Genomic DNA, 22,855 nt, shown 5'->3' with positions numbered 1-22,855 from the left:
CACGGTTTCAGCATCTTCTGCCTGGCCTCTCTCATTTGGATACCGATTTGAATACAACCCCTATGTCCCACCTTCAACTAGCTGTCCTGCTAGGCATGACCGTTGCCTTGGGGCCATTGGCACTTGATGCGTACCTACCGGCCTTCCCGGAAATTGCTGATGAATTAGGTGTTGGCCATGGAGGCGTCGGCCTCACGCTGAGCGCTTATATTGGCGCTTTGGGGCTTGCGCAGTTGCTGGGTGGGCCATTGTCCGACCGCTATGGCCGGCAGCGGATATTGTTCGCCGGGCTGCTGGTGTTTGCTATTGCCGCCTACATGGTTGCCCAGTCGGAAACGCTTACAAACATGCTGGGATGGCGAATCGTTCAGGGCATTGGTGGTGCCTTTTGTGCAGTGTCTGTGCCAGCCATTGTTCGCGATCAAACCAGTGGTCAGGATGCTGCCCGGTTGTTCGGGTTGATTGGCCTGGTTATGTTTATCGCGCCTGCCGCCGCCCCCTCCATTGGCTCAGCGCTGCTGTACTTTAGCGAGTGGCACGTGATCTTCCTTATGCTGGCAGGCTACGCAGCCCTGCTAGCCGTTGTTCTGCACTTTATGCTTTTCCAGCGTTTACCTGCCCGGCAAACAGAGCGCACGCCAATAGTTACATTGATCACCAACTATGGGCTGGTACTCCGCCATGGTGTAACCATGCGCTTTGTTGGTCTGCAAGCCCTGTGCTTCAGCTCCATGATGGTGTTTATCACCCACGCATCCTTCATTTACCAGGAGTGGTTCGGGCTCTCAAATTCCATGTTCTCAGGCCTGTTTGCTGCAAACATAGTGGCTATGGCTGGCCTGAATCTGCTTAACCGTCGCCTGCTGAACAAGTATGAGTCAGTGCGGATTCTCAGAGCCTGTGTTTTTCTGCAGGCTGTAGCTGTCAGTGCACTGGTTATATGTGCCTGGGCGGGCGCGCCATACTGGGTTATAGCTGGCTGCATTATTGTTGCGGTTGGATTTATGGGTGCCATTATTCCCAACAACATGGCCAATGCCCTGGAGTTTTTTCCCCATCTTGGCGGCACTGCAGCAGCAATGTTGGGTGCTGCACAGTTCACGATTGCGGGTGTGATAAGTGCACTGTCAGCCACCCTGGCTGGTGGAACCTTGTTGCCAATCGTATTGGTTATGGCGGTGTGCGTTTATGGCGCTGCTGTGCTGGCTGCTGGCGGACCAGCAGCCATTGAGCGTAAGAAACAGGAGCCGGTTGCCACAAGCTAGCTTTTGACGCGCCGCGCCTTTGCTGCATTGCTCTGTTTGGCAATTGAGGCGCGGGAGCTGATGCCCTGATCAATGTACAGCACCGCATCTGGTATCTGGGGGAACATGTGTTCGGCCAGAAAATACTCACGCAGTGCCGCTGATTGTGTAAGCGTGTCGCGCACAGGGCCTATCAGGCTAACCAGATAAAACTCAATCCCTTGCTCCTGCAGATTTTCGATCACGCTCTCCAGCATGATCAGGGAGGTGCTGTCGATGCTGCTTACAGATTGAGCATCCAGTATCACCGCTTTCAAGGCACCTTCCGGCCGCTTCTTGATAAGGCTGTATAGCCGGGATTTGAAATAGTCTTTGTTGGCGAAATAGAGCGGCGCATCAAAGCGGAAAATCAGCAAATCCTTACGCACGCTAATGCTTTCGAATCTGTGGATGTTGCGATAAAGATCTTCGCCATCAAGCTTCCCAAGCTCAGCCATGTGTGGGGTTGTGCTGTTATAAATCACCAGCATCAAAGACACAGCCACACCAATAAGCAGGCCCTGCTGTACGCCCAGTAAAATGGTGATAACAAAGGTAACCAGCAGAATCAGAAACTCCCTCCTGTCCTGTTGGAACAATCCCTTTATCTCTTTGTACTTGAATAGCCCCAGCACAGACATAACGATAATTGCTGCCAGTGCCGCTTTCGGCAGGGGGTAGTCGGTGAATAGTGGTGTAAGGAAAACCACTGTAATGGCAATCAGACCAGAAGAGATGAGCCCTGATATTTGAGTCAGCGCCCCGGCCTCGCGCATGGCAGCACTGCGTGAAAAACTGGCAGAAACAGGAAAACTTCGGAACATGGCGCCCAGAGCATTGGCCAGGCCAAGCGCAATCAACTCCTGATTAGGCTGTACACTGCGCTTGTCCTTTGGCGACTCCTGGGATTTGCAAATCGACATGGTGCCTACAAAGCCCATGAGGGCTACGGTAAATGCCACCGGAAGTAACTCGCCGAGTTTTGCCATACTGAGCTCGGGGAATTGCAGAGAAGGGAAGCCCTGAGGCACAGAATTAATAACCTCAACACCAGCCTGGCCGGCATGGAAGAGCCCGGATAACAGCATGGTGCCAACCAGCAGAATGAGCGCGTTCGGCACCTTGGGTGCCCGGCGTTTACAAAGAAAAATAAACAGCAAACTGGCTACAGAAATTCCCACCGTAATGCCATGCCAGTCACCAATTCTCAGTAATAGCTGATAGCAAAGGTCGAGCACGTTGGCACTTTCGACATGAACCCCAGTCAGGCTCTGAAGTTGGCTGCCGATAATGATGATGGCCGCCGCTGAGGTGTAACCCACAACAACCGGATAGGAAAGAAAGTTGGCGATAAATCCAAAACGCAGCAGCCCGAACAGAAACTGAATCAAGCCAACCAGAAGGGTTAATTCAATCGCAAGCTGAAGGTATTGATCAGAACCGGGCTCGGCGAGCACACTGAGCCCGGAAAGAATAAGAATGGCATCCAGTGCCACCGGCCCGATAGAGATTTTGTTCGAGGTGCCCAGTAATGCGTAAAGCAGCGGCGGAAAGATCGAAGCGTAGAGCCCAAACTCTGGTGGCAAGCCGGCCAGCACCGCGTAGCCCATGCTTTGCGGGATCAACATGACGCCAATAGCCAGGCCCGACACCACGTCTTGTCTTAGGGTGTGGGCCGTGTATCCCTGCAGCCAGAGCAAGCCGGGAAATAGTTTGTAGAGCATAAACGCAGCTTATCGCTTGAGGGCTGGCCTACAAGTGTGTGGAAATCAATTGGCTGAATCAAGCAGTATCAGCGGGTGCCCTTAGTAGGCGCCGCGAATCAGATCGATTCCAGGCGTGAGCACTTCTCTCCAGGCTTCCCCAAGCTCCCTGGTGTATTCCGGGTCATGAAGGCGAACAGTTTTCAGTAACGCATCCAGCCACAGTGAATACCACTCGGGATTGATGTTGAAGTTTGAGCGGTTGTGGCTTTCGCCAAGCGCTCTGAGCTTGCGGTCTGACATGCCGCGAGACGTGAGAATCAGCTGCAAAACCCCGTGACGAAGAAGGTGTCGTTGTGCGGGCATATCTGTATTCACAAAGCGGTTCTTGATGGCATCCGAGCTCGACATGAAATGGTCGTAAAAATCCACGAAAAACTCATCACGGTTGCAGCACCTTCCGTAGCTTTGGAAAACCAGATCGGTGTTATTCATATGCGTTTAAAGGTCCTTCAGAATAGGGGGTAATTGAGTAGGGCGCTAAGGGTAATGGTTGGCCGTGTGTACTTCTGTTGAGTTTTGTTAACGAGTGGGAAGGACAGGTGCGCAGAAAACACGGCAGAGGGCAGACAGGATATGGGATGCGTGTCTTTCCTTATGCTCTTTGATGTCTCGGTAAATGCTATGATGTGAGCGTTAGAACACAACGGCCGATGGAGAGATTACTATGGCGAAAAAGAAGGCGATGCCTACAAAGCACAGTGCGGTGCAGCGGGAACTCAAAACCCCGAAGTATCAGATGCGCGTGGTTGAAGATAAGAGCAAGTACCGCCGCAACCGCGATAGGAGTGTACGGATGGAGGATTTTCGCAAAGCTGCCTGATGGGCTGTTTTACGAAAATTCTTCGTTCGTCCTCTTCGTTGTAATTCCCTCCAGAGATTTGCGTTTGGTGCCATTGAGCAGGTAAGCGCAGGCATACAGACAGACCACTACTACCACTGACAGGGCTGCTTTTTTCCACAGGGGCAAGCTGAACTGCTCAAAAAGCAGATGGCTGATAACAGGAAGAGTGGCTAAAAACAGGGCAACCGCCGTAATTTTTTGCCAGAGGTTTACTTCCGGGTCGTACTTTTTATAGTTCTCAATATCATAGGGCTTCCAGGGATCGTTTTCAGTGACATCCGCGGGGCGCCAGCCTGTTGGCATGAACCAGAGTTTGATTTTGTCGCTCCATTTTTCTGTATTCACTGCGTCTTTCCACAGCCTTGCCCACCAGTCAACATGAGCGTATAGAGGGTCCCAGCTTCGATAGGGCTTACGCACGCCGTAGATGCAGGGCTCGTCATCCCGCTCTTCTGCCCAGGTTCCAAAAAGCTTGTCCCAAAGCATGATTACCCCGCCGTGGTTTTTGTCGACATACCGTGGATTAACCGCGTGGTGTACACGATGAGCCGATGGCGTGTTTAAAATACCCTCAATAAACGGCACCCTGCCAATGGCTTTAGTGTGTATCCAGAACTGGAAGAACTTGTTCAGCAACAGAACGGTTGCGAAGACTTCGATGGGGCAGCCCATAAATGCCATTGGAAGAAAAATCGGGAATACCAAAGTGTCTTGCAGGGCGCCTTGGCGAAGGGCTACCGTAAAATTGTATTCCTCACTTTGATGATGAGGGAGGTGGCCATTCCACATAAAGTTGATGGTGTGGGACAGTCGGTGGCCCCAGTAGTAAAAGAAGTCGTAAACGAAGAAAAACAGAATCCAGGTAAACGCAGAGTTCATGCTCCATTCAAACAGGCCGAACCTGTTGGACAGATAGGCAAAAATCACGAACAAGCCACCCTTGGTGAACAGTTCGAATATCAGCGTGATTATTCCGCAACTCATGTTGGTGAGGCTATCGTTCACACGCAGCGAAGTCCGGTTTTTACGCCAGAAAAACAGTGATTCCAGACCTATAAACAGCAAGAAAAACGGAATGGAAAAAGCTACAAAGTGATCAGCCATTGCTACCCTCATTATTTTTATTGATGGCTTGAAGTTACAGTGGCAGCAAAACAAAAGCTTGTGCTAATGCGACACTTGGTTGTTTTTAGGCGCGGGGCCAAGGGCCTGTGGCATTTGGCAATGCCAGAAGCGGTCTATGCTATGGTGATTGAGTACTCAATAGAAATGGAGACGTGTCATGGCAAAAGATCCTGCCTGCATAGTGGTTGCATGTGACGGCTCAAAGCACTCAGCGGAGGCGGCCAGAATGGCGGCTTTACTAGCCAAGGCGACGGGGCAGCCACTCAAACTCTTAACGGTGTTTTCGAGTGCCCGGATAGAAAAAAAGGTAATTAGTGGAAAAATGCCGGAGAATATTGATGCAGAGGTGCAAAGCTACGGACGCGAAGTGTTTGCCGCTGCCAAGGAAGCTATCGGCGACGTTGTTGAGCCAGCTGTAGAAGTGCTACTCAGGGGTGACCCTGCCAAGGAAATTATCGACTACCTGGAAAGTAATCCGGGTGACCACCTGGTTTTGGGGAGGCGAGGACATTCTTTATTACGGAGTCTCACGCTTGGCAGTATCAGCGAAAAGGTCGTTCGGCATGCTACGGGGCCAGTTACTGTTGTGAATGGATGATGCGGATTTCCCCAAGGGCACCGACAAAAACACCTGGCAGAGGAATTTTATACATTCTTCTGCTTTGGGCTGTGAGTTTTGCGGGGTACGCAGCGCCGCCTCTGGATGTGAGTGGTGAAGAGATCCGGTTGGCGGACTTTCCGGTGGGTTATTTCGTGGATAACGAGCAATCGCTTGATTACGAAACTGCCCGCAATCACGCCTTCGAGCCCGCAAACAGCACCGCTACGCTCGGCACGGGGGCATCGGTTACCTGGCACCGGATTGAGCTGCATAACCCGGGGCTTGAGGCAAGGGCCCTGTTTCTGCACATGCCTGCGGCTTATCAGGTGCGGGCAATAGATATTTATGAGGAGCGTTCCCAAGGCTTGGTGGGCCGGGCGACGGTTAATCTTAACGATGCCAGCGACAACCCCCTGATGTATCGGGGCACAATCGTCTATCCGTTTTCGGTGCCAGCAGGAGAAACCACGGTTTTCTATATCCGCAGTCATCTGTACTCCCATCAGTGGTTTGCGGCGGAAATTTATGACGATAAGAACTCGCGAAAGGCTTTGGTTGGCGGCCATCTCGACATCGCACTGCTGGTAGGAATGATGATGGCGCTGGTGTTCTACAACGGCCTGCTTTACTTCGCCACCAGCAAGAAAGAGAACATACTTTACTCCCTCTACCTGATATCTGGCGTTATCTGGATAGCGCTTTCTTACGGATTGCTTGCCAAAGCGTTCAACGTATACGGAGATGCCGTTTTTATATTGAACCTTTCGGTATTTACTATGCCGATTTTTCTTGTGCTGTTCATGATGGTGATTTTCGAGACTCGAGGGTTTTACGTTACCGAGCATCGAATTCTGAAGGGATTGCTGGTTTTGCTCATTGCAGGCTTCTGTTACGGCCTGTTTGATATTGAGGGGGCTTTAATACCCGCAAGCACCCTGGCTGCGCTAATGATGGTAGTCACTTTTTCGGTAAGCCTCTCGATATTACGCAAAGGCCACCCCTTGGCGAAATTCTTTCTCGTGGGGCACAGTTTCTTTGTGGTATTCAACGGCCTCGCGGTGCTGTTCTATAAGGGTTTGATTGAGCCAAACTACCTCAATAGCCGCGGTGTCGGGATTGGCATTGTGCTGGAAGCGATCACGCTGGCGTTCATCATTTCGTACCGGATTAAAGTGCTGGAGGATATCCGGGCCCAGCAGGATGAACTCAAACGACAGGCCGCCACTGATCCACTTACTCAGCTTTATAATCGGCGGTTTTTTATGACTGAGGGTGAGTGTCTGGTTCAACAGGCTAGAACTACAGGGGAGCAGGTGTCTGTCATTGCCCTGGATATCGATCATTTTAAGGCAGTCAACGACACCTACGGGCACCACGCCGGAGACCTGGTTTTGAAGGATATGGCGGGTATTTTTCAGAAATTCAGTCGAGACAGAGATCTGGTTGCCCGCTTTGGCGGTGAGGAATTTATGATTCTTTTACCCGGCGCCGACCACGTAGAGGCCGAAGGCTGTGCTGAGCGCATTCGCCAAGGCGTTGAAAAACATGTTGTCGAGGTCGGCAATGGTGTAAGCATTCGGATTACGGTAAGTATGGGCGTTGCACAAGTTAATAGTGCTGCAGAATCGGTTGAAGACGCCACCGAGCGGGCCGACAAGGCGCTGTATGACGCCAAAGCCGAAGGGCGAAACCGCGTGTGCTCTGCGGCCTGATGGCTGTATTTCGAATAATGGATGCACAGAAACAACAAAACCCGCACGAGGCGGGTTTCATCTGAATTCTTAATGGTGCCCGGAGGCGGAATCGAACCACCGACACGAGGATTTTCAATCCTCTGCTCTACCGACTGAGCTATCCGGGCAAGTTGCTTTACTGCTATGCAACGGGGCGCTATTAAACCGGTTTCGGTGTAGTGAGTCAAGGCCGGCCCGGAAAAATATCTGAATCTTTTCAGGGTTGATCAGCCTTTGACCAAACCGGGGTTATTTTTCTGGTGGCACGTAGCCTTCAGCTTTGTCGTAAGGCTCGTTGTTAAAGAAGTGCTCCATTTGCGCCTGTATGTATTTGCGAGTGTTTGGATCAATCAGGCTAAGGTGCTTTTCGTTTATGAGCATTGTTTGCTCGTTTTGCCATTCTTCCCAGGCCTGCTTGGAGATGTTGTCGAAAATGTCCTGGCCTTTGGCGCCGGGCATGGGTGGAAAGCTCAGGCCTTCCATGTCTTTTTGGTATTTTCGGCAGTAAACAGTGCGGCTCATGATCGCTCCTGATGTCAAAGGTAAGTTGTTGGATGATAACAGATGGCACTGGCTGAGCCAGTGTGTGGGCTGTCGTCACAGCAGACTGACCTGCTCCGGGCTGGTGAGTAGTGTGCGGATTGGCGCTGGTAAGCCCAGAGCCAGGGCTTCGTGCCGGTGCAGCCATTTCTGATGGGCATCGTCCTTCACGGTGTTTTGCCTGGTTACATTCAGCCGAGCGGGCTGAATGTGCAGGTGGTAGTGGGAAAATGTGTGACGAAATCCATCGATCAACTCTGGCTCTGTGCAATCAACCCCAAGGCTTCTCTCACAAGCATCCTGCAATTCATCTGCGCCATATGCCGGGTCCAGTTCAGGTAGGCTCCACAGCCCTCCCCAGATGCCGCTAGGTGGTCGGCGTTCCAGCAGTATGCGACCATCCCGGTCTTCAAGTATTACCATCCAGGTGGTTTTTTCCGGCTTCGTTTTTTTCGGTTTTGAGCCAGGGTAGAGGGTGGCTTCTCCTCTGGCGTATGCCGTGCAGTCTTTTTTCAGAGGGCAGTCCTCGCAGGCTGGGCGTGTGCGCGTGCACACCAGTGCGCCAAGATCCATGATGCCTTGGGTATAGTCCCGAACACGCTCATTGGGTGTGTGCGCTTCTGCGTGTACCCAAAGCTGCTTTTGCACTGAGGCTTGGCCGGGCCAGCCGGGAACGGCGTGGTAGCGAGCAAGCACCCGCTTTACGTTACCGTCGAGTATGGCTGCACGCTTGTTATACGCTTGGGCAACGATAGCGGCGGCAGTAGAGCGACCAATGCCAGTGAGGGTTTCCAGTTCTTCCTGTGCGGCCGGGAAGGTGCCGCCGAAATCTTCCATAACGGTGCGGGCGGCCTTTTGCAGGTTGCGGGCGCGGGCGTAGTAGCCAAGCCCCGACCAGTGGCTGAGTACGTCGTCTGTGGGCGCCTCCGCCAAAGATTGAACATCCGGGAAGCGCACCATGAACGCTTGATAGTAGGGGATAACGGTTGCTACCTGGGTTTGCTGAAGCATGATTTCAGAAACCCAAACCCGGTATGCCGTGCGGTTGTGGTGCCACGGCAGGTCATGCCTGCCGTGTTGGTCGTACCATTTCAGAAGATTTTCAGCGAAGCAGTCTGCTGTCACTTGAACAGGCCTTTGAGCGTATCTTTTACTTTATCGGCAGCCCCTTCTCCGAGACTCTCTTCCAGTTTTTCGCGTACTTTTTCTTCCGCCTTTCCCTTCGCCCTGTCCACTTCCTCATTGGCCTTTTTGCGCGCGGCATTGGCTGCAATGGTTTTTAGCGTATCGCGGAAGCGTGAGCCATCAAAGGAGCACAGGCTGGCTGCGCCGCCAGAGAAGTCGCCACGGCATTCCACCGGTATAACCACGTCTTCCACATATTCAGTTACGCGGCAGGCGTTGTCGCGGTGGATATCGCCCACAATTCTCAGGCCTAATTCGTAATCGACCAGGGTTTGCTTCAGGTCAACGTTGCCTTTGCCTTCCAGTTTCATGCCGGCGAGCGAGGCGACCAGATCGGTATTATTGAATACGTTGCCATCAATCTCGAGAACGCCATGCATGTCGTTGAACGGCGTGGTGTCGCCCCAGTCATCCGTTGACAGCTGGTCCTGGTTGACCAGAGCAATGCCTTGGCATGCCAGGTGAGTCAGGTTCATTTTGCGGAATTCACCTTCTGCAAGATTGAAACTGATCTTGCCGTCGGCCTTGTCTCTCAATACCGAGATGCGGTTGCCGGAGGTTGTGGCATCCACTTTGAGGTTAGCGCCACCGGACAGCATGGTGATTTCTGCAAGATCTGCCAGCAGAGGAAGCGTTTGCACATTGCTCACGTCTGAGTTGATGGTCCATTTTGGATTGTCGGTGCGGGCATCAATAGTGGCATTTGCGCCAAAGCTACCTTCATAGAGTTTGCCGCTGAACTCGTCCACTTTCAGTACGCCCTTGCTGGCGGTTGTACTGGCTTTGATCTCATTGATGCTCAGGTTGCTTACAATCAGTTCACCCAGTCCGAAGTTGATATCCAGCAGCAGGCCGCGCAGGGTTTCCAGTGGCAGCAGGTCGCCTTCCGTGCCGCTGGCAGCGGTTTGAGCAGGTGCATTGTTTTTTGCTTCAGCACCCTCAACGGCTGGAGGCAGGTAGCGATCTGCGTTGAGCTTGTCACCCTGAAGGTTGAACACAATGCCGCCATTGTCGAGGTTGTAGCTACCTGAACCTTTGAAGGTGGTGTCATCCAGTTTGATCATCAGGTCAGACAGCGCAGGCTTGCCTGCAGGGCCGCCGATATTGGTGGACAACGCGATGGCCTGAAGAACTGCTTCATCGGTTGTTGCAATAGCAGGTTGCCCCAGGTTTTCGAGCAGATCTTTAAGGGAAAACTCATCGATGGCCAGTGTGCCTTTGAGGGCTGGCTTGGCGCCAAAGCCTTTAACGTCCAGGTTCGTGTTCAGGGTCAGATTTGCGAGGCTGGCGGTAAAGTCGCTTAGCGTTGCAGTTTCATTTTCCAGATTGGCGTTCGCTGAGCCCGACAGCTTGGCGGTCACGGATTTGCCACCAAATGGCTCTCCGTTCATTTTGAATTCTGCTTTCAGGCCGGAGACTGCGAAATCGTTCAGTGCTTCGTTCGCGGCAAGACGGGCTTCGATGCTGCCATCCACTGCGAATTGTGGCTGGGCTGTTTCTACACGAAAACCAATTTCCAGCGGAAACTCAGAGCCCAGAGTGATATCGCTGGCGTTTACCGAAAAATCGTCAAGAGTCACCTTCTGGCCGGTGCTCAGATCGCTGTAATGCACCTGGGCATTGCTGATTTGCACGTTATCGACATTGAAGTTGAGGGCCTTGCCGCCTTGTTCATCGCTGGTATCTGCAGCGGCAGTTTGCTCTGGTGTGCTGGTAAGGTCCTGTCTGCCCTTGGCATCGCCTTCTGCGGGTTCAGGCATGATGCGAGTCCAGTTGCCTTCCCCCTGCTCGTTAATGCTCAGATGGGCCTCTAGCCCGTCGAGCACGAAGGTGTCTACCTGTGGCGACATGGCTATCAGAGACCAGAGGTCAATCTGCGCCACCAGCTGCTTCAGCGCAACGAAGCGCTCGCCATCCAGAGTGGCTTCTACATCGTTCAGTTCGAGCCCGAGAGGAATGAAAGACCAGCCAATATCGCCTTCCAGAATGAGGTCAAGGTTGGTGTTATCCTCAACAGCTTTTTCGATTTGCGGCTTGTAATCGTTCGGGTCGATAACAGCCATGGCTATAGCAATCGCGGCAATGGCGAGAATAATAACTGCAACGATGGCGATCAGCACATAACGTATGGCTTTCATGTTTCGGGCGTCCTTTTTGTTGCGAGAACTAGCTGCGAGAGTTTTCAGGATTCAAGGTGAATCCGTATGCGAATAAGCTAAAGGATAACGCAGGGTTAACAAATTAACAGGGTGGGAGTATGACAATGCCGTAGTGTTAGGCCAAAATACTCCCATTGTTTCTGCGCTGAAATTACTGAATAACCATAAAAAGGAGTTCGCTGTGGCTATTACTGTTTCGATTGAACTGAACCGAGAGCTCGAAATACCCGGCAGTTATGACGAGGTGTTCGACCTGCTGGCAGATGTGCCGCGCTCTGCTGCTCATTTTCCAAAAGTGAATAAACTCACTGATCTGGGTGACAACACCTACCGCTGGGAAATGGAAAAGGTGGGTATCGACAAGCACGCAATTCAGTCTGTGTACGCAAGCAAGTACGTTTCAGATAAAGACACAGGGAAAATCACCTGGGAGCCTGTGAAAGGCGAGGGTAATGGCGTGGTGCGTGGGTCCTGGGTGCTGAAGGCTAAAGGTGATACTGCCACCACTGCCAAATTTCAGACCAGTGCTGAGCTGACACTGCCACTGCCTGGGCTTTTAAAACTGGCCATCAGCCCTGTTATCAAACATGAGTTTAACGGCCTGGTGGATACCTATATGGCCAACCTGAAGAAAGCCTTCTGATTTTTTTTGGTCAGGCAAACTATCGTACCGATTAGCCCGGTTATGGGACTCCTGAGAGCATAAAAGGTATAATCCCGGAATTGATATCTTCCGGCGTTGTGCCACTTAATTTGCTACGGAGTCTCCATGGCCGAACGTAAGGCTCGGGTAGAACGAAATACCCTTGAAACCCAGATCACTGTCGACATTAATCTCGACGGCACCGGCAAATCCAGATTTGATACCGGAGTGCCATTTCTGGAGCACATGATGGAGCAGATTGCCCGTCATGGGATGATGGATCTGGATATCGTTTCCAAAGGCGATCTGCACATAGATGACCACCACACAGTGGAGGACGTTGGCATTACTCTAGGCCAGGCGTTCAAACAGGCTGTGGGAGATAAAAAAGGCATTTGCCGGTATGGCCACGCTTATGTACCTATGGATGAAGCCCTTTCGCGGGTTGCGATTGACCTGTCTGGTCGCCCTGGCCTGATTATGGAAGTACCCTTTACCCGGGCTGTTGTGGGTGGCTTTGATGTGGATCTGTTCGAAGAGTTTTTCCGTGGATTTATCAACCATGCCATGGTGACTGTGCATATTGATAACCTGCGCGGCAAGAATACCCACCACCAGATCGAAACTGTGTTCAAGGCATTCGGCCGTGCTCTGCGCATGGCGGTTGAAATGGATGAGCGCATGGCGATGGCGGGTGTTACCCCGTCTACCAAAGGTTCGCTGTAAGCTGCCATTCCAAGCCACTGAAGGACACAGAACTGACCATGAAAACCGTTGCCATCATAGACTACGGCATGGGTAATCTTCACTCTGCCCGCAAGGCGGTAGAGCACGTTGCCCCGGATACCAGAGTTCTGGTGACCGACAACGCAGACCAGATTCGTGAAGCCGACCGGGTGATTCTGCCCGGTGTAGGTGCCATTCGTGATTGCATGGCAGAAATTCGTCGGCTTGGTGTGGATGAACTGGTGCGCGAAGTTTCCCGCGACCGCCCGTTTCTCGGCATATGCGTAGGCATGCAAGCGCTGATGTCCCGCAGTGAAGAAAATGGCGGAGTTGACTGCATTGGTCTGTTTCCTTCAGAAGTCCGCTATTTTGGCGACAGCCTGGTAGAAAACGGCGAGCGCCTGAAAGTGCCACATATGGGCTGGAACGAGGTTTACCACACGGTTGAGCATCCTCTGTGGCAGGGTATTCCCGATGGCGAGCGCTTCTACTTTGTGCACAGTTATTACGCTGAGGCAGAAGCTAACGCAGACATCGCCGGGCGCAGCCATTACGGCGTTGATTTGGCAGCGGCAGTAGCGCGCAACAATATTTTTGCAGTGCAGTTCCACCCGGAGAAAAGTGCCGGGGCGGGGCTGCAATTACTCAAAAACTTTACTGATTGGAACGGAACATGCTGATTATTCCCGCCATTGATCTGAAAGACGGCCGATGCGTTCGCTTGCGCCAGGGTCGTATGGAAGATTCCACCGTGTTTGGTGGCGACCCGGTTGATATGGCCACCCGCTGGGTGGAGGCTGGAGCCCGTCGTTTGCATCTTGTCGATTTGAATGGTGCCTTTGCAGGCGAGCCGGTTAACGGGGAAATTGTTAAGGCCATTGCCCGGAAATACCCGGATTTGCCTATTCAGATTGGCGGCGGCATTCGCTCAGCAGAAACCATCGAGGCCTACCTGAAAGCCGGCGTGCAGTGGGTGATTATTGGAACCAAGGCGGTCAAAGAGCCTGAATTCGTGACGGAAATGTGCAAGCGCTTCCCTGGTCACATCATTGTGGGTCTGGATGCCAAAGACGGCCGCGTTGCTACAGATGGCTGGGCCGAAGTCTCCGAAGTTATGGCTATTGATCTGGCCAAGCGATTTGCCAACGATGGCGTTGAATCAATTGTGTACACCGACATCAACCGCGACGGCATGATGCAGGGCGTAAACGTGGAAGCCACGGCTGCTCTTGCTGAAGAAGGTGGAGTTCCGGTAATTGCTTCCGGTGGCGTAACCAATATGGATGACCTTAGGCGTTTGGCGCCAGTTGCCCATAAGGGCATCATTGGTGCGATCACTGGCCGGGCGATCTATGAAGGCACGCTGGATGTTGCTGAAGCTCAGGCGTTTTGTGACTCACTGAAAGGCTGATTAGGGCAAATATTATGGCATTGGCAAAACGCATTATTCCCTGCCTGGATGTGGACAAGGGGCGCGTTGTTAAAGGCGTAAACTTTGTGGATATCCGGGACGCCGGAGACCCGGTAGAAGTGGCTCGCCGCTATAACGAACAGGGCGCCGACGAGATCACCTTTCTGGATATCACCGCAAGCAGTGAGAGTCGCGATACGACCTATGAAATGGTTGAGCGCATGGCAGCAGAAGTCTTCATTCCGCTAACCGTTGGTGGTGGTGTTCGTGCCGTTGAGGACATCCGCAAACTTCTAAACGCTGGCGCAGACAAGGTCGCGATCAACACGGCTGCCGTGTTTAATCCAGAGCTGGTAAAAGAAGCTGCAGAGCGGTTTGGTAGCCAGTGCATTGTGGTTGCGATTGATGCCAAGCAGGTAAGTGCTGAAGGCGAAGAGCCCCGCTGGGAGATTTTTACCCATGGTGGGCGTAAGCCGACAGGGCTGGATGCCGTGGAATGGGCGTGCAAAATGGTAGAAATGGGTGCTGGTGAGCTTTTACTTACCAGCATGGATAGAGACGGAACCAAAATCGGTTTTGATCTGGGCCTGACTCGCGCAGTAAGTGATGCGGTATCTGTTCCTGTGATCGCTTCGGGCGGCGTTGGCGAGCTTCAGCATCTGGCAGATGGCGTCACCAAGGGTGGTGCAGATGCGGTGCTGGCGGCCTCGATATTTCACTTTGGTGAGTACACCATTCCCGAAGCAAAGGCCTTCATGAGGGCTCAAGGAATTGAAGTCCGGGATTAGTCTTTCTTGGCAAAAGCAGGTCGTATGGTCTGCTTTTCGCCTACCGCAAACATTCTCTGGTTGTTGTTGCGAATAGCCCATAGCCCGCTCACGGTAGCAATAGCGATGCCCTGCTCATCCAGTAGGGGAAGATGCTTTTCCAGATAGTCGACAGTCACTGTGTGTGGGTGGCCGATGCCAATCGCACTACCGTTTTCCTTCGCTTGCCGAATCAATTCCTTGAATTGCCGATCTACAAACTCTTCCGTTTGCTCGTGGTCCAGGAATACGTCCCGTGTCAGTGTGGGAATCTGATAAGCCGCGGCAACGTCGCCCGCAATGGATGAGGCAATGGTGCGGCTATCGACAAAATAAACCGGGTAGCGATACAGTTCCTTCATTACCCAATCCATGGGTTTCAGTTGCTGGGTTAGCAAGCTGCCCATGTGGTTATTCACACCTTGTACAAAAGGGATGGACTGCAAGGCCCGACGCAGGGTCGTTGTTAAGGCTGGCTCATCCATGTCTGGCGTCAAACCGCCAGGCCCGAGGCCAAAGTTCCGGGTGTTGGCCATAGGTGCGTGCAGCATGATCTCCTTGCTCTGGCTATGGGCCAAACGCGCAAGGGAGTCTGTGTGCCGCCGGTAGGGCAGAAACGCCAGGGTAAGCGGCTGATCCATATTGGCCAGGCGCTCGCCCTCGTGCAGGTTGTGCCCCATGTCATCAATGATGATGGCAATAGTTGGCGGAACACCCTGCGGGGCCGGATCTGCAGCTGCTTTACTGGCAGTAATGCTTGCCAATAAAGCCAATGCAAACCTCAGCAGAGTTGAAGTCGCCAGGGCTCGAATAGAGAGTGCCTTCACTGTGCTGCGTCAGCTCCCTTGCGGTTCAGAATGTTCAGCCCTTTCAGCAGATTGAGTGCTGAGCGTAGCTGATAATCCCTGTCGGCAATAGAGCCAGGTTGGTCTTCACCCTCCGACTGCTTGCCTTTGCCTTCCGTTTCTTCGTCCTGACCAATCAAGTGTCCGCTCAGATCCGCTTCGGTAAAAAATGGGCGGCTATCCAGTTCTTTCAGTTCGGCCGGCTTTACTTCGATGTCTGGCTTGATGCCGGTGGCCTGTATGGAGCGACCGTCAGGGGTGTAATAGCGCGCCGTTGTCATTTTGATGGCGTGAGTTTCATCCAGTGGGATAACAGTCTGAACGCTGCCTTTGCCAAAGGACTGTGTGCCCATAATGACAGCCCGCCTGTGATCCTGCAGGGCGCCGGCAACAATTTCAGATGCAGAGGCCGAGCCGCCGTTAATCAGTACAACAATGGGGGTGCCAGCCATCACGTCGCCATCTTTGGCGCTGAAGCGGAGGCGGGAACTCTGAATTCTGCCTTCGGTGTATACAATCAATCCTTCGTCCAGCAGGGCATCAGCGGTTGCTACGGCCGCCTGCAATACACCGCCGGGATTGTTGCGAAGGTCCAGTACCAATCCGTCCAGATCACCGCCGTGTTCTTTCTTCAGTTTGTTCAGGGCTTTCGTAAACTGTCCGCCGGTTTCAGCCTGGAACTGGGTCACCCGCACGTAGCCGTATCCGTTTTCGATCATGCGGCTCTTTACACTGGTTACCTTGATAACCGCGCGCTCAACATCGATCTCTATGGGGCCGGTTTGCCCCTCTCGCATAATGGTCAGCGTAAGGACGGTGCCAGGCTTGCCCCGCATAAGTTGAACGGATTCTTCCAGGCTCATGCCTTTTACGGGCTTTTCGCCAAGCTTGATAATCAGGTCGCCGGCCCGAACACCAGCTTGCTGAGCGGGTGTGTCATCAATGGGGGCAATAACCTTTATAAAGCCATTTTCCATGCCCACTTCAATGCCCAGGCCGCCAAACTCGCCGGAAGTGCTTTCTTCAAGCTCTTCGTAGTCTTTCGGGGCCAGGTAGGTGGAGTGCGGGTCGAGGTCGGAGAGCATGCCCTTAATTGCGCTTTCCAGCAGTTGGCGGTCCTCTACTTCTTCAACGTAGGCTGCCTTGATGCGGCTGAAAACCTCGGTGAATTTGCGCAGATCGTCCAGGGGAAGTTGTTTTTCCGGGTCAGGCAGGGTGATTTCAATGCGTTCACCTTCCTGAATGCCTTCCAGTACCTGGGTGTCGTCTCCCGGGTTATCCTGGGCGAAAGCCAAACCGGGGAGTGAGATGAAACAGACGGCAAGGATGGCTGAGCGCAAAGGTGATGCTTGGAGTGTACTTCGGACCCGTTTCATTCACATATCCCGTGGTTATTCCGGTAGTTGGACTGAACCTTCTATAATCCCGACAGTATGGCGGCAGCGGGCTCATTTGTCAGCCCCGGCCCGGCTGTTCAGTTGGTCAGCCAGCGGCCCGGGTTATCAGGTTTGCCGTTATGGCGAACTTCAAAATAGAGTGCTGGCGCGTCTGTTCCACCGGTACGGCCTGCTTGTGCGATGGCTTCCCCTGCTACAACCCAGTCCCCCGGGCTGGTGAACAGGCTGCTGCTGTGGCCATAGAGTGTCATGTAGCCATCGCCATGATCAATAATTGTTATCAGGCCAAAGCCCCGGAGCCAGTTGGCAAAAACAACCCGGCCATAATGAATGGCTTTGATCTCGGCTTCTTCCCCGGTCTGAATGATCAGCCCGTTCCTGCGCAGTTTGCCATCTGCGTATTTTTCTCCAAAACGACTGACTACCTTGCCTTGTGCAGGCCATGGAAGCTTGTTGCGCAGCGACGGGAAGGGCTTGGATTCATTGGGCGACGGGATGCTGGCGATGGCTTGCTGAACCTCGGAAAGCAGCTCCTCCAATCGCTTTCGATCGGATTCCAGTTCGTCTTTTTCGCTACGGTGACTGCGGATATCCTGGTTAAGCGCTGCGAGGGTTTTTTCGCGTTCCAGGCGGGACGCTTTTAACGCCTGCTGGCGTTTTATTACGCCCTCTTCAGCGTTCGCGAGTTCGGCCCGGGTGCTTTGCACGGCCGCTTGTGTGACCTTGAGTTCTTCGAGGTTCTTATGGAAAATTTCCAATCGCCGTACTGTGTCGCGACTGAGATATTCGTAATAGGTCATGGTCCGGGCAATGTTGTCCGGATTGATTTCGTTGAGCAGCACTTTTACAACGGGTGCATCGCCTTCCATCCAGGCGGTGCGTATCTGTTTTTTCAGGCTTTCCCTCTGGCTCTCCAGGGTGCGCGCCAGCTCCCGCTCTTCACTTTGCAGTGTGGTCAGCTTCTGCTGCTGTACCTTTACCTGTTCTCGCAGGGATCTGCGCTCGTGAGTCAACCGGCTGATGGTGCGTTCAGCTTCAGCCAGCTGTCGTTCAAGAGAGGAGCGGTCCTTTTCGGCATTGGCCAGCCATTTGTCGATACCCTCAATACGTTTCTTGAGGGCTTCGATCTGGGCTGGCGTTACCTCTTTAGCAAACGCTAACGGTGCTGCACCCAATAACAGTGCGAGAGTCAGCGTCAGTACTGCAGTCAGTCGCAATGCTGTGGCCTGTTTCCGGATCAACCGACTTTAACCAGGCTATGCCCGGTCATTTCCTTCGGTAGTTCCAGGCCCATCAATGCGAGCAGGGTGGGAGCTACATCGCTCAGGCTGCCGTCATCACTCAGGCTTACTTCGCGGCTACCTGTGTAGACCAGGGGAACTGGCCCGATGGTGTGTGCTGTGTGCACCTGACCAGAGTCGGGGTCTGTCATCTGTTCACAGTTACCGTGGTCAGCTGTTATCAGTGCCTGGCCACCGACTTCATCCAGTGCTTCAACTACGCGCTGTACGCACTGGTCGAGGCATTCTACTGCTTTGATGGCTGCATCCAGCTTGCCCGTATGGCCCACCATGTCGCCGTTGGCGTAGTTGCATACCACCAGGTCATACTTTCCGCTTTTGATGGCCTCTACCAGCTTGTCGGTAACTTCCGGAGCGCTCATCTCAGGCTGCAGATCGTAGGTTGCCACTTTAGGGGAGGGCACCAGAATTCTGTCTTCGCCGGCAAAAGGCGTTTCCTGCCCGCCGTTAAAGAAGAAGGTGACGTGGGCGTATTTCTCGGTTTCGGAAATGCGGAGCTGGGTTTTACCTAGCCCTGCCAGGTATTCACCCAAACCGTTGATCAGCTGTTCTGGCGGGTAGGCGCAGGAGGTTTTGATATCTGCCGCGTACTCGGTGAGCATTACAAAGTCTGCGAGATTCGGGTGTTTCTTGCGTTCAAACCCGTCAAAACCCTCATCTACAAACGTGCGGGTCATTTCCCGGGCTCGGTCAGCCCGGAAGTTCATAAACAGGACGGCGTCGCCATCATTGATTGTGGCCGCAAGTTCGCCGGCGCTTTGTATGAGGGTTGGTTTAACAAATTCGTCGTTTTCACCACGCTCGTATGCTTGCTCCAGGCCTGAAACAGGATCGGCGGCCATGAATTCTGACTCACCTAACGTCATCAGGTTGTAGGCTGCTTCCACCCTGTCCCAGCGGTTGTCCCGGTCCATAGCGAAATAGCGGCCGACAATTGAGGCTACACGGCCTACGCCCAGACTTTTCAGCTTTGCAGCCGCCTTTTCAAGGGAGGGGCGAGCGCTGCGAGGTGGCATGTCGCGGCCATCGAGAAATGCGTGAATGTAGACTTCTTTAGCGCCCCTGGCAGCTGCAAGCTCAGCGGCTGCAAGCACGTGGTCTTCATGGCAGTGAACGCCGCCGGGAGAAAGCAGGCCCATGAGGTGAACAGCGCCGCCATTGCTTATGGCTTTGTCGATTGCTGCGCAAAGAACCTTGTTTTCGTTAAAGGTTCCTTCCTCTATATCCTTGTCGATGCGCGTCAGGCTCTGGTAAACCACGCGGCCCGCGCCAAGGTTCATGTGCCCGACTTCGGAATTGCCCATCTGGCCCTGGGGCAAACCTACAAACATACCGGAGGTGTTGATGAGCGTTTTGGGTCTGGAAGCCCAAAGCTTGTCCCAGAAAGGCGTATTGGCGTTGCTGATGGCGTTATCTTCGGCGGGTTTACGATGGCCCCAGCCGTCGAGAATTATCAGTGCTGTCGGCTTGCGCAATGCTGTCATCATTCAGTCCGGAGGTAGAGTTGCAGTAAATTTACAGAAGTAGGCGTGAAGCTTATCCATTTTTACACTTTGAGGCCACAGTCGTCACCTGTATGGTCACCTTCTGTCCGGCGAGCAGGCTGTGTATAATCCGCCCAAACTTATTTTCAGGGTAACCTCATGGATCGGTTGTTTGAATTTGTCGTTAACCACTACGTTCTCGCTTCACTTTTTGTGGCTTTTCTTGTTGCTATTCTGGTGCTGGAGTCCCGGCGGGGTGGAGCCAAGATTTCTGCTCAAGGCGCTGTTAGCCTGATCAACCGGGACGAAGCCATAGTGGTTGATATCCGTGACCGCAAAGAGTTTGGCGAGGGCCGCATTACCGGCTCAGTCAATATTCCGTTGAGCAGTCTCAAAAGTCGGGCTGCCGAGCTGAACAAGCACAAGAGCAAACAGATTATTGTGGCGGACAAAATGGGGCAGCATTCCGCCATGGCCGTCAAACAGCTGAACGCAGAGGGTTTCACCAATGTGGTGCGACTCAACGGCGGGGTTAGTGACTGGAAGGCCAGTAACTTGCCGCTGGTAAAAAAGTAGAAACTGCGACATAACTTGATCTGCGCGCCGATCTGCCGCACTGTTTCACATAACTGATCGACGCCAGACAGTAGACTGTCACGGCAGATGTAACCATAACAACGGGCCCCGAGCCCTCTCTACGACTCCCTACTAAAGCAAAAGGACTTAACATGGCTGAGAATCCGCAAGCCGCCGCAGGCAACGAAAACCAGAACCAAGCTCAGTTTGCTCTTCAGCGTATCTACGTGAAGGATCTGTCTTTTGAGTCCCCGAATTCACCGGTGGTATTTCAGGAGCAGTGGAAGCCCCATGTAAATCTGGATCTCAACACCGCTCACACAAAAGTAAGTGATAACCAGTATGAAGTGGTTTTGTCGCTGACCGTTACGGCGAAAATTGACGACAAGGTTGCTTACATTGTCGAGATTCAGCAGGCGGGTGTTTTCCTTGTTTCAGGTATTGACGGGCCGCAGCTTGGCCAGATGCTGGGTGCCTATTGCCCCACTATTCTGTTCCCCTATGCCCGTGAAGCAATTGATGGTGTTGTTAACAAGGGCAGCTTCCCGGCATTGATGCTGGCGCCTGTTAACTTCGATGCTATCTACGCTCAGGCATTGCAGCGCAAGCAGGAAGAGGCCGCCGGTGAAGCCGGTGCCGAGCAGAAAACTCACTAAGAGTGTTGCTCTACCCTGACTGCAAAAAAACCCGGCAACTGCCGGGTTTTTTGTTTATGAGGTGCTGCCTGGTGAGCCCTCAAAGCCCAGTTGCCTCCAGGCTTCGTAAACCACTAGAGCGGCGGTGTTGGAAAGGTTGAGGCTTCGGCTATTCGGGCACATAGGTACCTTCAGGCAATGCTCTGCAGATAATCCTTCGAGTACATCTTCTGGAAGGCCACGGGTTTCCGGGCCGAACATCAGGTAGTCGCCTTCCTGATAGGCCACCTGGTGGTAGTAACGGTGGCCTTTTGTGGTGAGGCCAAACAGGCGCCGAGGCTCCTCACTGTCGAGGAACGCCTGATAGTTTTTGTGCACTTTTACCGTGGCGTATTCGCTGTAGTCGAGCCCGGCACGCCGCATCTGCTTGTCCTCCAGAGTGAATCCCAGAGGCTCAATCAGATGCAGGTTGCAGCCGGTATTGGCGCAGAGCCGGATGATATTGCCCGTATTGGGTGGAATCTCCGGCTCGTACAGCACCACATTCAGCATTCGGCTTTAGCGCTCGACTGCAAGGGCAACGCCCATGCCGCCACCGATGCACAGAGTCGCCAGACCTTTGTGCGCATCACGGCGTACCATTTCGTGCAAAAGTGAAACCAGTATGCGGCAGCCAGAAGCACCAATGGGGTGGCCCAGAGCAATAGCGCCGCCGTTGACGTTTACTTTGCTGGTATCCCAACCCATTTCCCGGTTTACAGAGATAGCCTGGGCAGCAAAGGCTTCGTTGGCTTCAACCAGATCCAGATCATCAACGCTCCAGCCGGCCAGTTTCAGGCAGCGCTGGCTGGCGGGGATTGGGCCGGTTCCCATGATGGTCGGGTCAACGCCGGCATTGGCGTGGGCTTTGATGGTTGCCAGCGGGGTCAGGCCCAGCTCTTTTGCTTTTTCAGCACTGCACACCATGACCGCTGCTGCGCCATCATTCAGGGATGATGCATTACCTGCGGTCACCGTGCCGTCCTTTTTGAACGCCGGGCGCAGTTTGCCCAGGCCTTCGCCGGTTACGCCATCGCGGGGCCCTTCGTCCTTGCTGATAACGATTGGATCGCCTTTCCGCTGAGGAATGGACACCGGCACGATTTCACCATCAAAGCGACCGGCTTCTCTGGCTGCAACTGCCTTTTGTTGGGAGGCTGCTGCGAACTCGTCCTGTTCTTCGCGGCTGATGTTGTACTTCTCAACAATATTTTCAGCAGTGATGCCCATGTGGTAGTCGTTAAAGGCGTCCCAAAGACCATCGGTAACCATGGTATCGATCATGGTCCAGTTGCCCATGCGCTGGCCATTGCGGCTGTTGGGCAGAACGTGGGGTGCCTGGCTCATGTTTTCTTGTCCGCCGGCAATCACTATCTCGGCATCGCCACAGCGAATCGCCTGAACCGCCATGTGAACAGCTTTGAGGCCAGAGCCGCATACTTTGTTGATGGTTATGGCCGGGACAGAATTGGGAAGGCCGGCATTGATCGCCGACTGGCGTGCCGGGTTCTGGCCAGAACCTGCGGTCAGAACCTGGCCCAGAACAACTTCATCGAGCTGGTTGCCGGCAACACCGGTTTCTTCCAGCAGTGCTTTAATAACAGCGGCGCCGAGCTGATCCGCACGAAGGCTGGAAAGGCCTCCGCCAAATGCTCCAATAGCTGTACGCCGAGCGGCAACGATGACGACATCACGCATGAGAGTTCTCCGTTTTAAAAGTTTGCCGCATTGTAGCCGGAAAGGACAAGCGGGCAAAAGC

23 protein-coding genes and 1 tRNA gene are annotated in these 22,855 nt (G+C 53.3%); 11 read left to right on the top strand and 13 right to left on the bottom strand.

Annotated features, from left to right (window positions below; genetic code table 11):
• The first annotated feature begins 47 nt into the window (after positions 1-47).
• A complete protein-coding gene (locus FFI61_RS06095) occupies positions 48-1,265 on the top strand; it encodes a multidrug effflux MFS transporter (protein ID WP_227714707.1) in 1,218 nt (405 codons plus the stop codon).
• Here FFI61_RS06095 and FFI61_RS06090 read toward each other — a convergent pair.
• Together FFI61_RS06090 and FFI61_RS06085 are read right to left on the bottom strand one after the other, a co-directional pair.
• Positions 1,262-3,007 (bottom strand): SulP family inorganic anion transporter, encoded by a 1,746-nt coding sequence (locus FFI61_RS06090; RefSeq protein WP_200369648.1) that lies wholly within the window; start codon positions 3,005-3,007, stop codon positions 1,262-1,264. The two genes, FFI61_RS06095 and FFI61_RS06090, sit on opposite strands and share 4 nt — an antisense overlap.
• 81 nt (positions 3,008-3,088) lie before the next feature.
• Positions 3,089-3,481: a globin gene (locus FFI61_RS06085; RefSeq protein WP_200202918.1), complete on the bottom strand. Its 393-nt coding sequence runs from the start codon at positions 3,479-3,481 to the stop codon at positions 3,089-3,091.
• Between the two features lie 232 nt (positions 3,482-3,713).
• Between FFI61_RS06085 and FFI61_RS06080 the strand changes: the two genes are divergently transcribed.
• Entirely contained in the window at positions 3,714-3,869 is a 156-nt protein-coding gene (locus FFI61_RS06080) for a hypothetical protein (RefSeq protein ID WP_200369647.1), read from the top strand.
• Between the two features lie 9 nt (positions 3,870-3,878).
• On the opposite strand, the gene FFI61_RS06075 is transcribed toward FFI61_RS06080, so the two are convergent.
• Positions 3,879-4,994: a sterol desaturase family protein gene (locus FFI61_RS06075; protein ID WP_200369646.1), complete on the bottom strand. Its 1,116-nt coding sequence runs from the start codon at positions 4,992-4,994 to the stop codon at positions 3,879-3,881.
• Positions 4,995-5,172: 178 nt separating this feature from the next.
• Here FFI61_RS06075 and FFI61_RS06070 point away from each other — a divergent pair, with 178 nt between their 5' ends.
• Positions 5,173-5,613, top strand: coding sequence for a universal stress protein (locus tag FFI61_RS06070; RefSeq protein ID WP_200202915.1), 441 nt, complete (start codon positions 5,173-5,175; stop codon positions 5,611-5,613).
• Between the two features lie 71 nt (positions 5,614-5,684).
• Complete coding sequence (locus FFI61_RS06065; RefSeq protein ID WP_320159562.1) at positions 5,685-7,328, top strand: diguanylate cyclase; 1,644 nt, start codon at positions 5,685-5,687, stop codon at positions 7,326-7,328.
• A 73-nt stretch (positions 7,329-7,401) separates the two neighbouring features.
• Here the strand turns inward: FFI61_RS06065 and FFI61_RS06060 are convergent.
• From FFI61_RS06060 to FFI61_RS06045, 4 genes are all read right to left on the bottom strand, one after another.
• Positions 7,402-7,477: transfer RNA gene (locus FFI61_RS06060), tRNA-Phe, on the bottom strand.
• 121 nt (positions 7,478-7,598) lie between these two features.
• On the bottom strand, positions 7,599-7,871 hold the full coding sequence (locus FFI61_RS06055; protein ID WP_200369645.1) for an oxidative damage protection protein: 273 nt from the start codon (positions 7,869-7,871) through the stop codon (positions 7,599-7,601).
• A gap of 75 nt (positions 7,872-7,946) precedes the next feature.
• Complete coding sequence (gene mutY, locus FFI61_RS06050; RefSeq protein ID WP_200369644.1) at positions 7,947-9,014, bottom strand: A/G-specific adenine glycosylase; 1,068 nt, start codon at positions 9,012-9,014, stop codon at positions 7,947-7,949.
• Entirely contained in the window at positions 9,011-11,212 is a 2,202-nt protein-coding gene (locus tag FFI61_RS06045; RefSeq protein ID WP_200369643.1) for an AsmA family protein, read from the bottom strand. The genes mutY and FFI61_RS06045 overlap by 4 nt, the downstream gene beginning before the upstream one ends.
• Positions 11,213-11,414: 202 nt before the next feature.
• On the opposite strand from FFI61_RS06045, the gene FFI61_RS06040 reads away from it, so the two are divergent.
• From FFI61_RS06040 to hisF, 5 genes are all read left to right on the top strand, one after another.
• A complete protein-coding gene (locus FFI61_RS06040; RefSeq protein WP_200202911.1) occupies positions 11,415-11,876 on the top strand; it encodes an SRPBCC family protein in 462 nt (153 codons plus the stop codon).
• A gap of 126 nt (positions 11,877-12,002) precedes the next feature.
• On the top strand, positions 12,003-12,602 hold the full coding sequence (gene hisB / locus FFI61_RS06035) for an imidazoleglycerol-phosphate dehydratase HisB (RefSeq protein WP_200202910.1): 600 nt from the start codon (positions 12,003-12,005) through the stop codon (positions 12,600-12,602).
• A gap of 38 nt (positions 12,603-12,640) precedes the next feature.
• A complete protein-coding gene (hisH, locus tag FFI61_RS06030; RefSeq protein WP_200202909.1) occupies positions 12,641-13,282 on the top strand; it encodes an imidazole glycerol phosphate synthase subunit HisH in 642 nt (213 codons plus the stop codon).
• Complete coding sequence (gene hisA, locus FFI61_RS06025) at positions 13,276-14,013, top strand: 1-(5-phosphoribosyl)-5-[(5-phosphoribosylamino)methylideneamino]imidazole-4-carboxamide isomerase (RefSeq protein WP_200369642.1); 738 nt, start codon at positions 13,276-13,278, stop codon at positions 14,011-14,013. The genes hisH and hisA overlap by 7 nt, the downstream gene beginning before the upstream one ends.
• Before the next feature lie 14 nt (positions 14,014-14,027).
• Positions 14,028-14,801, top strand: a complete 774-nt coding sequence (hisF, locus tag FFI61_RS06020; RefSeq protein WP_200369641.1) for an imidazole glycerol phosphate synthase subunit HisF — start codon at positions 14,028-14,030, stop codon at positions 14,799-14,801.
• Here hisF and FFI61_RS06015 read toward each other — a convergent pair.
• The 4 genes from FFI61_RS06015 to gpmM all read right to left on the bottom strand — a co-directional run bounded on the left by FFI61_RS06015 (position 14,798) and on the right by gpmM (position 19,846).
• Positions 14,798-15,604, bottom strand: a complete 807-nt coding sequence (locus tag FFI61_RS06015; protein WP_413785010.1) for a divergent polysaccharide deacetylase family protein — start codon at positions 15,602-15,604, stop codon at positions 14,798-14,800. The genes hisF and FFI61_RS06015 overlap by 4 nt on opposite strands.
• A gap of 38 nt (positions 15,605-15,642) precedes the next feature.
• Complete coding sequence (locus FFI61_RS06010; protein ID WP_265092106.1) at positions 15,643-17,040, bottom strand: S41 family peptidase; 1,398 nt, start codon at positions 17,038-17,040, stop codon at positions 15,643-15,645.
• Positions 17,041-17,138: 98 nt separating this feature from the next.
• A complete protein-coding gene (locus tag FFI61_RS06005) occupies positions 17,139-18,236 on the bottom strand; it encodes a murein hydrolase activator EnvC family protein (protein WP_413785025.1) in 1,098 nt (365 codons plus the stop codon).
• Between the two features lie 62 nt (positions 18,237-18,298).
• Complete coding sequence (gene gpmM / locus FFI61_RS06000) at positions 18,299-19,846, bottom strand: 2,3-bisphosphoglycerate-independent phosphoglycerate mutase (protein WP_200202905.1); 1,548 nt, start codon at positions 19,844-19,846, stop codon at positions 18,299-18,301.
• A gap of 159 nt (positions 19,847-20,005) precedes the next feature.
• Here gpmM and FFI61_RS05995 point away from each other — a divergent pair, with 159 nt between their 5' ends.
• Both FFI61_RS05995 and secB read left to right on the top strand, forming a co-directional pair.
• Positions 20,006-20,422 carry a rhodanese-like domain-containing protein gene (locus tag FFI61_RS05995; protein ID WP_200202904.1) on the top strand — a complete coding sequence of 139 codons (417 nt, stop codon included), beginning with the start codon at positions 20,006-20,008 and terminating at the stop codon, positions 20,420-20,422.
• 152 nt (positions 20,423-20,574) lie between these two features.
• Complete coding sequence (gene secB / locus FFI61_RS05990) at positions 20,575-21,078, top strand: protein-export chaperone SecB (RefSeq protein WP_200202903.1); 504 nt, start codon at positions 20,575-20,577, stop codon at positions 21,076-21,078.
• 54 nt (positions 21,079-21,132) lie between these two features.
• Here the strand turns inward: secB and trmL are convergent, their stop codons facing one another.
• Positions 21,133-21,609 carry a tRNA (uridine(34)/cytosine(34)/5-carboxymethylaminomethyluridine(34)-2'-O)-methyltransferase TrmL gene (trmL, locus tag FFI61_RS05985; protein ID WP_200369639.1) on the bottom strand — a complete coding sequence of 159 codons (477 nt, stop codon included), beginning with the start codon at positions 21,607-21,609 and terminating at the stop codon, positions 21,133-21,135.
• A 6-nt stretch (positions 21,610-21,615) separates the two neighbouring features.
• Positions 21,616-22,794 carry an acetyl-CoA C-acetyltransferase gene (locus tag FFI61_RS05980; RefSeq protein ID WP_200202901.1) on the bottom strand — a complete coding sequence of 393 codons (1,179 nt, stop codon included), beginning with the start codon at positions 22,792-22,794 and terminating at the stop codon, positions 21,616-21,618.
• Positions 22,795-22,855 lie beyond the last annotated feature (61 nt).

This window comes from Marinobacter sp. DY40_1A1, from assembly GCF_016597815.1.
In the GTDB taxonomy this organism is placed as follows: Bacteria; Pseudomonadota; Gammaproteobacteria; order Pseudomonadales; family Oleiphilaceae; genus Marinobacter; species Marinobacter xiaoshiensis.
This window is presented reverse-complemented; position numbering and strand designations above follow the sequence as displayed.

What these genes read in the sequence shown, in the direction of transcription:
- FFI61_RS05980 (WP_200202901.1), bottom strand. Translation starts at nt 22,794, where the DNA reads ATGCGTGATGTCGTCATCGTTGCCGCTCGGCGTACAGCTATTGGAGCA.
- hisF (WP_200369641.1), top strand. Translation starts at nt 14,028, where the DNA reads ATGGCATTGGCAAAACGCATTATTCCCTGCCTGGATGTGGACAAGGGG.
- hisH (WP_200202909.1), top strand. Translation starts at nt 12,641, where the DNA reads ATGAAAACCGTTGCCATCATAGACTACGGCATGGGTAATCTTCACTCT.
- FFI61_RS05995 (WP_200202904.1), top strand. Translation starts at nt 20,006, where the DNA reads ATGGATCGGTTGTTTGAATTTGTCGTTAACCACTACGTTCTCGCTTCA.
- FFI61_RS06045 (WP_200369643.1), bottom strand. Translation starts at nt 11,212, where the DNA reads ATGAAAGCCATACGTTATGTGCTGATCGCCATCGTTGCAGTTATTATT.
- FFI61_RS06070 (WP_200202915.1), top strand. Translation starts at nt 5,173, where the DNA reads ATGGCAAAAGATCCTGCCTGCATAGTGGTTGCATGTGACGGCTCAAAG.
- FFI61_RS06085 (WP_200202918.1), bottom strand. Translation starts at nt 3,481, where the DNA reads ATGAATAACACCGATCTGGTTTTCCAAAGCTACGGAAGGTGCTGCAAC.
- trmL (WP_200369639.1), bottom strand. Translation starts at nt 21,609, where the DNA reads ATGCTGAATGTGGTGCTGTACGAGCCGGAGATTCCACCCAATACGGGC.
- hisA (WP_200369642.1), top strand. Translation starts at nt 13,276, where the DNA reads ATGCTGATTATTCCCGCCATTGATCTGAAAGACGGCCGATGCGTTCGC.
- FFI61_RS06075 (WP_200369646.1), bottom strand. Translation starts at nt 4,994, where the DNA reads ATGGCTGATCACTTTGTAGCTTTTTCCATTCCGTTTTTCTTGCTGTTT.
- secB (WP_200202903.1), top strand. Translation starts at nt 20,575, where the DNA reads ATGGCTGAGAATCCGCAAGCCGCCGCAGGCAACGAAAACCAGAACCAA.
- hisB (WP_200202910.1), top strand. Translation starts at nt 12,003, where the DNA reads ATGGCCGAACGTAAGGCTCGGGTAGAACGAAATACCCTTGAAACCCAG.
- FFI61_RS06010 (WP_265092106.1), bottom strand. Translation starts at nt 17,040, where the DNA reads ATGAAACGGGTCCGAAGTACACTCCAAGCATCACCTTTGCGCTCAGCC.
- FFI61_RS06080 (WP_200369647.1), top strand. Translation starts at nt 3,714, where the DNA reads ATGGCGAAAAAGAAGGCGATGCCTACAAAGCACAGTGCGGTGCAGCGG.
- FFI61_RS06090 (WP_200369648.1), bottom strand. Translation starts at nt 3,007, where the DNA reads ATGCTCTACAAACTATTTCCCGGCTTGCTCTGGCTGCAGGGATACACG.
- FFI61_RS06055 (WP_200369645.1), bottom strand. Translation starts at nt 7,871, where the DNA reads ATGAGCCGCACTGTTTACTGCCGAAAATACCAAAAAGACATGGAAGGC.
- gpmM (WP_200202905.1), bottom strand. Translation starts at nt 19,846, where the DNA reads ATGACAGCATTGCGCAAGCCGACAGCACTGATAATTCTCGACGGCTGG.